The following is an 11,954-nucleotide window of genomic DNA, read 5'->3' as shown; positions in this document are numbered from 1 at the left end:
GAGGTAGCCGTGGTCGCGCGAGGTAGAGCTCTCGGCCGGATGTGCGGCGGGCGTCAAGAGTCTTGATGTCGAGACACGTCGAGTACCCTCGCGTCATGGACCAGCAGCACGAGGACGAGGTCGACCGCATCGTCGCGGCGTGGCAGCGCGAGCGGCCCGACCTCGACGTCGAGCCGCTCACCGTCTTCTCACGCGTGGACCGCCTCGCGCGGCACCTCGACCGTGCGCGCCGCACGGCGTTCGCGCGGGGGCACCTGGAGACCTGGGAGTTCGACGTCCTGTCCGCGCTGCGGCGGGCCGGCGAGCCGTACCGCCTGTCCCCCGGCGCCCTCGTGACGCAGACGCTCGTGACGAGCGGGACCATGACGAACCGCATCGACCGGCTGGAGGAGCGGGGGCTCGTCGTACGCCGCCGTTCCCCCGACGACCGTCGCGGCGTGCTCGTCGAGCTCACGGCCGAGGGCCTGGAGCGCGTCGACACGGCGATGACCGACCTGCTCGCGGTGGAGGCCCGCATCCTCGACGCGCTCGAGCCGGGCGGCCGCCCTGCGCTCGCGGCGCTCCTGCGTACAGTCGTAGGACAGTTCGACGACTGACCGACGGCCCGGCTGACCGGCCGGCGGCGTCGCACGCGCCCGCACCCGGAGGTCACCGCCCGATGCCGCCGTCCCGGCCGCCCCGCCCGAGCACCTTCCGGGGCGGGATCGACGGCGTGCTGCTCGTCGCGGTGCTGCTCGTCGCGGTCAACCTGCGCGCGCCGCTCACGGCGCTGCCCCCGGTCGTCGCGGACGTCGCGGCGGACCTGCACCTCACGGCGGCGGCCGCGGGCCTGCTCACGGGCATCCCCGTGCTCTGCTTCGCCGTGGCGACGCCCGCGGTCGCGGGGCTGCTGGGGCGGTCGTCGCTGCGCACGGCGATCGCCGTCGCCCTCGCGCTGATCCTCGCCGGCACCCTGCTGCGCTCGGCCGACCTCGCCGCCCTCGGCGCCGCGGGCACGTTCGCCGGGACGGTGCTGCTCGGGCTCGGCATCACGACGGCCAACCTCGCCGTCCCGATGATCGCGCAGCGCGACTTCCCCGGGCACGTCGCGACGGTGACGGGCCTGTACACGGCCGCGATCAACGTGGGGACCGTCGCGACCACGGCGCTCACCGCTCCCCTGGCCGACGCCGTCGGGTGGCGCTGGGCGCTGGCCTCCTGGTCCGTCCTCGCGGTGGTCGCGCTCGTGTGGTGGCTCCGCGCCGTCCCGCGCGAGGCGAGCCGGACGGGACGGACGACGACGGGCCGGACGAGCGGGACGGCGTCGGGCACGACGGCGGCCGCCGACGGGGCAGGGCACGCGCCGGCCGACGCCGGCGGCTCGGACGAGGACGCCTCCCCCGCCCCCGGCGACCTCGCCGCCGCGGCGGCGGAGGGCGTCACCGGCACCGACCCCGCCGCTTCCCGCGAGCGCCACGTCCTGGCGACGCCGTTCACGTGGTGGCTGTGCGCGATGTTCGCGCTCCAGTCGTCGAGCTTCTACGCGCTCACGGCCTGGCTGCCGCTCATCCTGGAGGACCTGGCCGGGATCCCGCGGTCGGCGTCGGGCGGGGCGGCGTCGCTGTTCCAGGGGTTCGCGATCGTCGGCGGGCTCGCCGTGCCGCTGGCGGCGCGGCGGTTCTCGATGCGCCAGAGCTTCGTGGGCATCGCCGTCCTGTGGCTCACGCTGCCCGTCGGGCTGCTCGTCGCGCCTGACCTGTGGGCGGTCTGGGCGTCGGCGGCCGGCGTGGCGCAGGCGGCGAACTTCGTCGTCATCTTCACGCTCGTCGCGCAGCGCTTCCCGACCGTCCGCCGCGGCCGCCAGGCGTCGGCGACCGTGCAGTCCGTGGGGTACTGCCTCGCGGCGGTCGCGCCGACCGTCGCCGGCGCGCTCCAGACGGCGACGGGCACGTGGACGACGCCGGTCGCCGTCGTGCTCGGGGCCCTCGTCGTGATGACCGCGATCGGGCTCGCTCTCACCGGCCCTCCCCGCCACCGCACGGGATAGCGGACCCCGGCCGCGACCACGCCCTATTCGCGGAACCACGCCTCTACCTCGCGGGACCTCGGCTCTACCTCGCGCGACCAGGGCTCTACCTCGGCGGCGCTCGACCCTTGACCGTCCACGCCTGGCTGTTTATGGTGTACACGTTGTTTACGCCATACACGCTCGTGTGCGCCGCACACGGCACGGAACCGACGAAGGAGAAGGCGATGACCGAACCGATGATCGCCGTGCAGGGGCTCGAGAAGTCCTACGGCGACCACGCCGTGCTGCGCGGCGTCGACCTGACCGTGCGCCGCGGCGAGATCTTCGCGCTGCTCGGACCCAACGGCGCCGGCAAGACCACGACCGTCAACATCCTCACGACCCTCGTGCGGCCCGACGGCGGCACGGCCCGCGTCGCGGGGGCGGACGTCGTGCACGACGCGGCGCGGGTGCGCGAGACGATCGCGCTCACGGGCCAGTACGCGTCGGTGGACGAGTTCCAGACGGGCCGCGAGAACCTCGTCATGATGGGCGAGCTCGCCCATCTCCCCCGGCGCACGGTGCGTCGACGCGCGGACGAGCTCCTCGCCCGCTTCGACCTCGTCGACGCCGCCGACCGCCGCGTCGGGACCTTCTCGGGCGGCATGCGTCGCCGCCTCGACCTCGCGATCAGCCTGGTCGCCGACCCCGCGGTCCTCGTCCTCGACGAGCCGACGACGGGGCTCGACCCGGCGTCGCGCGCCCAGCTCTGGGACGTGGTGCGGGGCCTGGCCGCCGACGGGACGACGGTCCTGCTGACGACCCAGTACCTGGAGGAGGCCGACCGCCTCGCCGACACGATCGCCGTCCTGCACGACGGCCGCGTCGCCGCGCGCGGTACGGCGGCCGAGCTCAAGGCGCTCGTCGCGGGCGACCACGTGCGCGTCGCGTTCGACGACCCCGCGAGCCTCGCGGCCGCCGTCGGGCTCGCGCCGACGCTGGGGCTCGCCCGCACGACCACGGACGACAAGGACCTGTCTCTCACCGCGCCGAGCGACGACCCCGTCCGCACGATCCGCGACGTGCTCGCGGCCGCCGACTCCCACGACCTCGCCGTCGTCGGGGTCAGCGTCGTCAAGCCCACGCTCGACGACGTCTTCCTCGCGCTGACCCGGAAGGAGGGCGCCCGATGAGCGCCACCACGCCCACGCTCACGACCTCCCCGGCGCGCCCGCCGCGCGACGCCGCGCGGGCCCGGCAGACGCCCGCGACGGCCGCGCGCGACGTGCGCACGATGGTCGCGCGCGAGACGCGCCGCCAGCTCCGTAGCGTCGACGGGCTCATCACCGCGTTCGTGCTGCCCGTGATGATCATGCTCGTGTTCGTCGTCATCTTCGGCGGCGCGATCGGCGGGGACGACTACATCGACTACGTCGTGCCGGGCGTGCTCGTCATGTGCCTCGGGTTCGGCTCGGCCACGGCCGCGGTGGGGGTCGCGCAGGACATGACGTCGGGGACGATCGACCGGTTCAAGACGCTCCCGATCTTCGGCCCGTCCGCCCTGTGGGGCCACGTCGTGGCGAGCGTGGTGCGGAACCTCGCGTCCGCCGTCGTCGTCGTGGGCGTCGCGCTCGCTCTCGGCTTCCGGCCCGACGCCGGCCTCGGCGACTGGCTCGGGCTCGTCGCGTTCGCCGTCCTCGCGGTGCTCACGTTCACGTGGGTCAGCGTCGCGCTCGGGCTGGTCCTGAGCGTCGAGGCGTCCCAGTCGGTGAACTTCATCTTCCTCTTCGTGCCCTACCTCAGCTCGGGGTTCGTCCCGATCGACACCATGCCGTCGTGGCTGCACGGGTTCGCCGAGAACCAGCCGTTCACGCCGATCATCGAGACGTTCCGCGGGCTCCTCGCCGGGGCGCCCGACGCGACGACGGCCCTCACGGCCGTCGCGTGGCTCGTGGGCTTCCTCGTCGTGAGCTGCGCCGCCGGCTCCGTGCTCTACCGCCGGCGGACCGCCCGCTGACCCCCGTCGACGAGCGTGCGGCCGTCGCCCGTCCTGAGCCCAGGGCGGGCGACGGCCGCACGCTCGGCCGGACACGGGACCGCGCTCGGCGCACGACCTCGGGGATGATGTGGGCATGACGGACGCACCCGACCTCCCGCCCCGGCTCGCGCTCGCGTGGGGCGTCGCCGAACGTCCCGAGCGCGCGCCCAAGCGCGAGCTGAGCATCGAGCGGATCGTCGAGGCGGCGATCGAGATCGCCGACGCCGACGGGCTCGCGGCGGTCTCGATGGCGAAGGTCGCGCAGAGCCTCGGCTTCACGACGATGTCGCTCTACCGGTACGTGACGAGCAAGGACGACCTGCTGCTCCTCATGCAGGAGGCCGCGCTCGACGTCGAGTACCCGCCGGCGCACGAGCCCGCCGACTGGCGCGCGGAGCTGCGCGAGTGGGCGCAGTTCACCATGGCGGTGTTCGCGTCCCACCCGTGGTTCCTCGACATCCCGGTGACCGGCGCGCCCCTCACGCCCAACAACCTGCGCGGGGCGGACAGCGGGCTGCGCGCCCTGCGCTCCACGCCGCTCGACGACGAGGAGAAGATGTCCGTCATCCTGCTCGTGAGCGGGTACGCGCGGAACGCCGCCCGCCTCCAGACGGACCTGGCGCGCGCGGTCACCGCGGCCGGCGGCGACGAGACCGTCCTGGGCGGCGGCTGGGCCGGAGCGTTGCGCGACCTCGTCGACGAGGTGCGCTTCCCCTACCTGCGCCCGCTCGTGGAGGCGGGGACGTACGCGCAGGAGGGCGAGATCGACGACACCGCCTGGGGTCTCGAGCGCGTCCTCGACGGGATCGCGGTGTACGTCGACGCGCGGGCCGCCGGTGCTCCGGGGGCGGGACGGGACACCTCCGCCTCGGACGGCAGGTCCGACGACGAGGGCGCCCCTCACAGCACCGGCGCGGAGACCGACCCGCTCGACGCCGTCGCCCCGGTCGAGATGGCCGTGCACGTCAAGGACCCGAAGGTGAAGAAGGCGACGCTCAAGCGGCGCGACGCCGAGCGCCGTGTCCGCGAGGCGCAGAAGAAGGTGCGCGAGCTCGAGAAGGCGCTGCGCGAGGCGGAGAAGGCGGAGCGCGAGACGGCGCGGGCGGCGTTGGAGAAGGCCCGCGGCTGACTCCCCGCCGCACGACGGCTGCCGGTCACCCCGAGGGTGGCCGGTCGCCGTCGCACGGAGCAAGGACGCGTCACTCGGCGAGCGCGAAGCCCGTCGTCCAGGACGTCTTCTCGCCGGCGGCGAGGGTGAGCTGGAGGAAGCCGAGGGCCTCGAGCTCGTGCGCGCGCTTCAGCGAGCCCGCGTCGACCACGCGCACTCCGGACACGGCGCCGGCGAGCGCGGCCTTGGCGTCCGCGTCGTCGCCCGCGACGAGGACCGTCGTCGGGAGCGGGCCGACCTGCCCGGAGGCGAGGGTCGCGGCGAAGTTCGTGTTGAACGCCTTGAGCACGCGCGCGCCGGGCACGCGCTGCTGGACCTGCGCCGCGGCGGACGAGCCGTCGGGCACGACGAGGGAGTCGAAGGTCGCGAAGTCGAGGGGGTTGGTGATGTCGACGACGACCTTGCCGTCGAGGCGGTCGGCGTAGAGGTCGACGACCTCCGCCACGGCCCCGTACGGGAGGGCGAGGACGACGACGTCGCCCTTGAGCTCGTCGCCGACGGTCCCTGCCGAGACACGAGGGTCGAGGTCGGTCGCCTCGCGCGTGAGGACCTGCACCTCGCTGCCCGCGGCGAGCGCGAGCCCGGCGATCGCGGTGCCCATGTTGCCCGCGCCGATGATGGTGATGCTGCTCATGGTGGCTTCCCTTCCTGCGCCGGCCGCCCGGTCGGCTATTGGTTGTTGCTACAACCATCACGATACGACGCTAAACTTGTAGCGTCAACTATTACGATGGACACACCGGAGGAGGCCCGATGACGACAGAACCCCGCTGGCTCGACGACCAGCAGCTCGACGCGTGGAAGCGGCTCGTGGCGGTCGTGGAGCTGCTGCCGGGCGTCCTCGACACCCAGCTCCGGCGCGACGCCGACCTCAGCCACTTCGAGTACTACGTGCTCGCCATGCTCTCCGAGGCCCGCGACCGCACGCTGCGCATGACCGACCTGGCAGGCGCCACCAACGCGACGCTCCCCCGGCTCTCCCACGTCGTGGCCCGGCTCGAGAAGCGCGGGCTCGTCGAGCGCGTCCCGTGCCCCGAGGACCGGCGCGCCACCAACGCGCACCTGACCGACGCCGGGTGGGCCAAGGTCGTCGCGACGGCGCCGGGCCACGTCGCCACCGTCCGGGACCACGTGATCGACGCGCTCAGCCCCGAGCAGGTCGGCCAGCTCGACGAGATCGCGGGCGCGATCCTCGAACGCGTCGACCCCGACGACCGCATGGGCTTCCTGCGCCGCTGACCCGGACAGCACCGCTCCGGGACCCGCCGGCTCCGTGCGTCAGCGCGGGCGGCCGGGCGTCGCGAGGACGAGCACGTCGCCGCCTGGCAACAGCGCGCCCAGCGCTGCCGGCAGGTCGGGCACCGCGAGCTCCGCGACGTCCGGGAGCGCGGCGACCACCTCGTCCCACTCGGGCGCGGCGTCGTCCACCTCGACGCTGTGCCCGTTCACGAGGTCGAACGACACGTAACGCACCGTGCTCGCCACCGCGTCGAGCGCGAAGGCGGTCACCCGGTGCACGTCGGTCCAGGGCGCGAGGACGCCGCCCTGCCCGTCGTCGACCTCGACACCGCGTGCCGAGACCCCGACGCGCACGCCCTGCGGGGAGGCGGTCACCCGGCGACCTCGGCCGCCTCGAGCCAGGCCGCCTCCAGCTCGTCCTTCTCGGCCGCGAGCGTGCGCAGCTCGGCGTCGAGCTCCGCGACCGCGGTGAAGTCCGTCGCGTTCGCCGCGATCTTCTCGTGCAGGCGACCCTCGACCTCGGCGATCTTCGACAGCCGGCGCTCGATGCGGTTGATCTCCTTCTTCGCGGCGCGCACCTCGGCGGCGCTTGGCCCGGCCGGGGCGACCGCGTCCGACGCGCCCTCCGCATCGCCGTCGGCCCCCGATCCCGCCGCGGGCGCGAAGCCGCTCGACGACGCTCCCGCTCCCGCGAGCGCCGCGCGCCGGAGCTCCAGGTACTGCTCGACGCCGCCCGGCAGGTCGCGCACCTTGCCGTCGCCGAGCAGCGCGACCTGGCGGTCCGCGACGCGCTCCAGCAGGTAGCGGTCGTGCGACACGACGACGAGCGTGCCGGGCCAGCCGTCGAGCAGGTCCTCGAGCGCGGCGAGCGTGTCGGTGTCGAGGTCGTTCGTCGGCTCGTCGAGCAGGAGCACGTTGGGCTCGGCGACGAGGAGGCGCAGCAGCTGGAGGCGGCGCCGCTCGCCGCCCGAGAGGTCGCGCACGAGGGTCTGCGACCGCTCGCGCGTGAACCCGAGGCGCTCGACGAGCTGGGACGCGGTGAGCTCCTTGCCGTCCACGACGACCGACCGCTTCTCGTCCTCGATCACCTGGATGACGCGCGACCCGGCGATGTCGTCGAGCTCGCCGACGTCCTGGGACAGCTCGGCGACGTGGACCGTCTTGCCGCGCTTGACCCGGCCCGCGTCGGGCTCGCGCCGCCCGGCGAGCAGGGCGAGCAGCGTCGTCTTACCGGCGCCGTTGACCCCGACGACTCCGTACCGGTCGCCGGGCCCGAGGCGCCACGTGACGTCGTCGAGCAGCACGCGCTCGCCCGCGTCCTCGCCGGCCGCGCCGCGCCGCGGGACCGCGACGCTCACGTCCTCCAGGTCGAGCACGTCCTTGCCGAGCCGCTTGGTCGCCGTGCGCGTGAGCTCGAGCGTGTCGCGCGGGGGCGGCACGTCGGCGATGAGCGCCGCGGCGGCGTCGAGCCGGAACTTCGGCTTCGACGTGCGCGCGGGCGCCCCGCGGCGCAGCCACGCGAGCTCCTTGCGCAGCAGGTTGTCGCGCTTCTCCGCGGCGACGGCCGCGGTGCGCTGGCGCTCGGCACGCGCGAGCACGTAGGCGGCGTACCCGCCCTCGTACCCCTCGACCGCGCCGGAGCCGTCGCCGCGCACCTCCCACATGCGCGAGCAGACGGCGTCGAGGAACCAGCGGTCGTGGGTCACCACGACGAGCGCACCCTTCGCGCCCGGGCGCGCGAACCGGTCGCCCAGGTGCGCGGCGAGCCACGCGACGCCCTCGACGTCGAGGTGGTTCGTCGGCTCGTCGAGGAACAGCACGTCGTGGTCGGCGACGAGCAGCGCCGCGAGCGCGACGCGGCGCCGCTGCCCGCCGGACAGCGTGTCCGCGGGGGCGTCGAGGTCGAGGTCGGCCAGCAGGCCGGCGTGCACGGTGCGGATGCTCGCGTCCGACGCCCACGCGTGCGTCGCGGCGTCGCCGTGCACGAGGTCGCGGATCGTCGCGCCGGTGCCGACGTCGTCGCGCTGGTCGAGCAGCCCCACCCGCAGCCCGCCCACCCGGGTGACGCGGCCGCCGTCGGGCTGCTGCGTGCCCGCCAGGAGACGCAGGAGCGTCGACTTGCCGGCGCCGTTGGGGCCGACGATGCCGACGCGGTCGCCGTCGTCGAGGCCGAGAGAGACGTCGTCGAGCAGGGTGCGGGTGCCGACGGTCAGCGAGATGCCGTCGGCGCCGAGAAGATGAGCCACACGCACGAGCCTAGGCCGCCCCCCGTGAGTGCAGGAAATAGTCGCCGATCCGGGAGGATCTCGCGACTATTTCATGCACTCACGGGACGGGCGGTCAGCCCTTGAGGCCCGAGTGGGCCAGGCCCTGGACGAACTGCTTCTGGGCGACGAGGAACACCGCGAGGACCGGCAGGACCGTGAGCGTCGTCGCCGCGAGCTGGACGTTCCACATCGGGCCGCCGTAGGCGTCGACGTACTGCGTGAGCGCCTGCGGGAGCGTGAACCGGTCCTTGCTGGACAGGTACACGATCGGCTCGAGGTACAGGTTCCACGACTTGAGGAACGTGAAGATCGCGACGGCCGAGATCGCCGAGCGCGACAGCGGGAACGCGATCCGCCAGAAGATCCCCCACCGCCCGAGGCCGTCCATGCGCCCCGCCTCCTCGAGCTCGCCCGGGAGGCCGAGGAAGAACTGGCGCATGATGAACGTCGCGAGCACGCTCGGCGCCCCGAGGATCGGGATGACCACGAGCGGCCAGTGCGTGTCGATGAGACCGAGCGAGTTGACCATCCGGAACAGCGGGACGATCGTCACCTCCGACGGCACGAGCAGCCCGACGAGCACGAGCAGGAACAGCGCGTTCGCCCCGGGGAACCGGATGCGCGCGAACGCGTACCCGGCCATCGACGACACGAGGATCGTCCCGACGGTCACCAGCGCCGCGATGTAGAGGCTGTTCCAGTACTGCTGCGCGAACGGCTGCAGCCGGAACACCTCCCCGTACGCCGCGAACGACGGGTCCTGCGGCCACAGCGTCGGCACGGCCCGCAGGATCTCGCTCATGGGCTTGAGGCTCGACGTCGCCATCCACCACGTGGGGAACACGAAGGGCACGCTGAGCACGACGAGCAGCGCCACGAGCGCCCAGCGTCCCCACCGGCGCCGCGAGCGCGCGGCGCGGTCACGGCGCGCGGGCGCGGGCCGCGGCCCGTCCGGGCCCTCGCCGCCCCTGCCCGACGCCGCGGGCCGGGCCGCGTCGCCCTCCGCACCCGGGAGCGTGGCCGGGCCGGGCATCACGTCAGACTTCATGGAAGACCCACCTCTTGCGCGTCTGCCACTGCACGAGTGTCAGGACGAGGACGATGACGAACAGCAGGACGGAGATCGCGCTCGCGTAGCCGAAGTCGTTGAAGCGGAACGCCTGCTGGTACAGGTAGTAGACGAGCACCGTGGTCGAGTTGCCCGGCCCGCCGCCCGTGAGCACGGCGATCTGCGCGAAGACCTCGAGCGAGCCGACGATCGTGAGGATCGAGACGAGCAGGAGGGTCGGGCTGATGAGCGGGAGCGTGATCGACCGGAAGCGCCGCCACGCGCCCGCGCCGTCGATGCGCGCGGCCTCCTGGACCTCCTCCGGCACCCCCTGCAGCGCCGCGAGGAACAGGATCATGTTGAGGCCGACGTTCTTGAACACCTGGACGACGATCACCGAGATCATGGCAGTCGTCTCGCCCCGCAACCAGTTCGGGCCCTCGACGCCGAGGAGCGACAGGAAGCCGTTGATCCCGCCGTCGGCCTGGAGCAGGAAGCTCCACACGATCGTCCACGCGACGAGCGACACGACCACCGGTGAGAAGAAGAACGTCCGGAACGTCGTGGTGCCCGGGAGCTTCTGGTTGAGCAGCACCGCGAGCAGCAGGGCGAGCGAGATGTTGAGGACCACGAGCCCGACCGAGAACCACAGGCTCGCCAGCAGCGAGTCGCGCAGGCCGGGGTCGGAGAGCATGCGCTCGTAGTTGTCGGCACCCGCGAACGTGAACGTGTTCGCGAGGACGTTCCACTCGTGCAGCGAGTACCAGACCACGGCGACCAGCGGTGCGACGACGAACGCGAGCGCGCCGAGCACGGCGGGCGCGACCATGGTGTACCCCACGGCCGCGTCCCGTCGTGCGAGTGCGGAGGACGCCACGCTCAGTCCCCGAGCAGAGGCTGGATCGCCGCGCACGTGTCGACGAGCACGCCCTCGACGTCGGCGTCCGCGGTCCACAGCGCGTCGAGCTGGGCCCGTACCGTGTCCTGCAGCTTGGCGAAGTTCTGGTGCGACGGCTTGGTCACCGCGCCCTGGATGCCGTCGACCACGACCGCCTGGAGCTGGGTCTCGCTGAGCTTCGGGTTCGCCGCGCCGAGCGTCTCCGCGTTCAGGAGCGACTCGCGCGGCGGCGGGAAGTACGCGGCGAGCGTCTCGGCGTTCTCCGGGTTGGTGAACCACGCGAGGAAGTCGGCGGCGACGTCCGGGTGCTCGCCCGCCGCGAAGACGCCGATGCCCGCCTGGCCGATGACGTTCTGCTGACCCGCGGGACCGGCCGGGAGCGGCACGACGTCCCACGCGAACGAGTCGTCGAGCGCGGACGCGCGGCTGATCTGCGTGATCGTCATCGCGGCGTCGCCCGCGAAGAAGTCGGCCGTCGTGCCCGGACCGGGCATCGCCTTGTCCACGAACGTCGCGTCGTGGATCCACGTGAGCGCGTCGACCATCTCCGGGTCGGTGAACGTGCACTGCGTGCCGTCCTCGTTCCACGGCGCCGCGTCCCAGCCGTCCCAGACGGTCGACAGGTTCTCCCACACCTTGAAGTCGAAGTCGCGCACCACGAGGCCCTGCTTGCCCGACGTCGCGGCGGCGGCCGCCGAGATGTCGCGGGCCTGGTCGTAGGTCCAGTCTCCCGACGCGACGAGGTCGGCCGGGTTCGGCTGGCCCGCCGCGGCGACCTGGTCGGTGTTGACGAACATCGCGAACGGCGAGTTGGAGAACGGGTAGGCGTAGAGCCCGCCGTCCTGCTCCCACAGCGCGAGCGAGGAGTCCAGGAGGTCGTCGTACTCGTACCCCTCGGTCTCCTGGAGCTTGGGGGCGACGTCCACGAGCGCGCCGCTCGCGACGAACTCGGGCGCGTAGCTCTCGAGGATCCACGCGAGGTCCGGGGCGTTGCCGCCCGCGAGCTGCGTGGTGAGCGACGTCGTGTAGTCCTCGAACGGGATCGTCTCGAACGTCACGCCCGAGACGAGGTCGGGGTTCTCCGCGACGTACGCGTCGGCGATCTCCTGGAACTGCGCGAGCTGCGTCTCGTCGGCCGTCCAGACGGTCATGCGCAGCTCGACGGGCTCGCTCGGCGTGCTGGGCTCGCCGGCGACGTCGTCGCCGCCGCCGGAGCACGCGGTGAGGACGAGGGCGAGCGCGACGCCGCCTGCGGCCAGGGGTGCGCTCACGAGGCGGTGTCGGATGCGGGCCGGGCGGGGTGCGCGGC

General features: G+C 73.4%; 12 protein-coding genes. 6 read left to right on the top strand and 6 right to left on the bottom strand.

Features of this window, described 5'->3' with window-relative positions:
- Nucleotides 1–95 precede the first annotated feature (95 nt).
- The 5 genes from A0J59_RS03330 to A0J59_RS03310 all read left to right on the top strand — a co-directional run bounded on the left by A0J59_RS03330 (nucleotide 96) and on the right by A0J59_RS03310 (nucleotide 5,154).
- On the top strand, nucleotides 96–596 hold the full coding sequence (locus tag A0J59_RS03330; RefSeq protein ID WP_170227314.1) for a MarR family winged helix-turn-helix transcriptional regulator: 501 nt from the start codon (nucleotides 96–98) through the stop codon (nucleotides 594–596).
- Nucleotides 597–658: 62 nt separating this feature from the next.
- A complete protein-coding gene (locus A0J59_RS03325) occupies nucleotides 659–2,026 on the top strand; it encodes a CynX/NimT family MFS transporter (protein WP_064315223.1) in 1,368 nt (455 codons plus the stop codon).
- A 206-nt stretch (nucleotides 2,027–2,232) separates the two neighbouring features.
- Nucleotides 2,233–3,180, top strand: coding sequence for an ATP-binding cassette domain-containing protein (locus tag A0J59_RS03320; protein WP_047234382.1), 948 nt, complete (start codon nucleotides 2,233–2,235; stop codon nucleotides 3,178–3,180).
- Entirely contained in the window at nucleotides 3,177–4,004 is an 828-nt protein-coding gene (locus A0J59_RS03315) for an ABC transporter permease (RefSeq protein WP_144425509.1), read from the top strand. The genes A0J59_RS03320 and A0J59_RS03315 overlap by 4 nt, the downstream gene beginning before the upstream one ends.
- Before the next feature lie 115 nt (nucleotides 4,005–4,119).
- Nucleotides 4,120–5,154, top strand: a complete 1,035-nt coding sequence (locus A0J59_RS03310; RefSeq protein ID WP_064315222.1) for a TetR/AcrR family transcriptional regulator — start codon at nucleotides 4,120–4,122, stop codon at nucleotides 5,152–5,154.
- Between the two features lie 70 nt (nucleotides 5,155–5,224).
- Here the strand turns inward: A0J59_RS03310 and A0J59_RS03305 are convergent, their stop codons facing one another.
- Nucleotides 5,225–5,827: an NADPH-dependent F420 reductase gene (locus tag A0J59_RS03305; RefSeq protein ID WP_047234384.1), complete on the bottom strand. Its 603-nt coding sequence runs from the start codon at nucleotides 5,825–5,827 to the stop codon at nucleotides 5,225–5,227.
- 119 nt (nucleotides 5,828–5,946) lie between these two features.
- On the opposite strand from A0J59_RS03305, the gene A0J59_RS03300 reads away from it, so the two are divergent.
- Entirely contained in the window at nucleotides 5,947–6,432 is a 486-nt protein-coding gene (locus tag A0J59_RS03300; RefSeq protein ID WP_047234385.1) for a MarR family winged helix-turn-helix transcriptional regulator, read from the top strand.
- 39 nt (nucleotides 6,433–6,471) lie between these two features.
- On the opposite strand, the gene A0J59_RS03295 is transcribed toward A0J59_RS03300, so the two are convergent.
- The 5 genes from A0J59_RS03295 to A0J59_RS03275 all read right to left on the bottom strand — a co-directional run bounded on the left by A0J59_RS03295 (nucleotide 6,472) and on the right by A0J59_RS03275 (nucleotide 11,916).
- Nucleotides 6,472–6,807 (bottom strand): hypothetical protein, encoded by a 336-nt coding sequence (locus tag A0J59_RS03295; protein WP_064315221.1) that lies wholly within the window; start codon nucleotides 6,805–6,807, stop codon nucleotides 6,472–6,474.
- Nucleotides 6,804–8,678 (bottom strand): ABC-F family ATP-binding cassette domain-containing protein, encoded by a 1,875-nt coding sequence (locus tag A0J59_RS03290; RefSeq protein WP_064315220.1) that lies wholly within the window; start codon nucleotides 8,676–8,678, stop codon nucleotides 6,804–6,806. The genes A0J59_RS03295 and A0J59_RS03290 overlap by 4 nt, the downstream gene beginning before the upstream one ends.
- A 94-nt stretch (nucleotides 8,679–8,772) precedes the next feature.
- Nucleotides 8,773–9,747, bottom strand: a complete 975-nt coding sequence (locus A0J59_RS03285; RefSeq protein WP_255364943.1) for a carbohydrate ABC transporter permease — start codon at nucleotides 9,745–9,747, stop codon at nucleotides 8,773–8,775.
- Complete coding sequence (locus A0J59_RS03280; RefSeq protein WP_255364942.1) at nucleotides 9,737–10,624, bottom strand: carbohydrate ABC transporter permease; 888 nt, start codon at nucleotides 10,622–10,624, stop codon at nucleotides 9,737–9,739. Before A0J59_RS03280 ends, A0J59_RS03285 begins: the two co-directional genes overlap by 11 nt.
- Nucleotides 10,625–10,626: 2 nt before the next feature.
- Nucleotides 10,627–11,916: a sugar ABC transporter substrate-binding protein gene (locus A0J59_RS03275; RefSeq protein WP_172820002.1), complete on the bottom strand. Its 1,290-nt coding sequence runs from the start codon at nucleotides 11,914–11,916 to the stop codon at nucleotides 10,627–10,629.
- Between the last annotated feature and the right edge of the window lie 38 nt (nucleotides 11,917–11,954).

It is taken from the genome of Cellulosimicrobium sp. I38E, from assembly GCF_001647255.1.
Taxonomy (GTDB): Bacteria; Actinomycetota; Actinomycetes; order Actinomycetales; family Cellulomonadaceae; genus Cellulosimicrobium; species Cellulosimicrobium cellulans_E.
This window is presented reverse-complemented; position numbering and strand designations above follow the sequence as displayed.

What these genes read in the sequence shown, in the direction of transcription:
- A0J59_RS03285 (WP_255364943.1), bottom strand. Translation starts at nt 9,747, where the DNA reads ATGAAGTCTGACGTGATGCCCGGCCCGGCCACGCTCCCGGGTGCGGAG.
- A0J59_RS03305 (WP_047234384.1), bottom strand. Translation starts at nt 5,827, where the DNA reads ATGAGCAGCATCACCATCATCGGCGCGGGCAACATGGGCACCGCGATC.
- A0J59_RS03300 (WP_047234385.1), top strand. Translation starts at nt 5,947, where the DNA reads ATGACGACAGAACCCCGCTGGCTCGACGACCAGCAGCTCGACGCGTGG.
- A0J59_RS03325 (WP_064315223.1), top strand. Translation starts at nt 659, where the DNA reads ATGCCGCCGTCCCGGCCGCCCCGCCCGAGCACCTTCCGGGGCGGGATC.
- A0J59_RS03320 (WP_047234382.1), top strand. Translation starts at nt 2,233, where the DNA reads ATGACCGAACCGATGATCGCCGTGCAGGGGCTCGAGAAGTCCTACGGC.
- A0J59_RS03315 (WP_144425509.1), top strand. Translation starts at nt 3,177, where the DNA reads ATGAGCGCCACCACGCCCACGCTCACGACCTCCCCGGCGCGCCCGCCG.
- A0J59_RS03330 (WP_170227314.1), top strand. Translation starts at nt 96, where the DNA reads ATGGACCAGCAGCACGAGGACGAGGTCGACCGCATCGTCGCGGCGTGG.
- A0J59_RS03310 (WP_064315222.1), top strand. Translation starts at nt 4,120, where the DNA reads ATGACGGACGCACCCGACCTCCCGCCCCGGCTCGCGCTCGCGTGGGGC.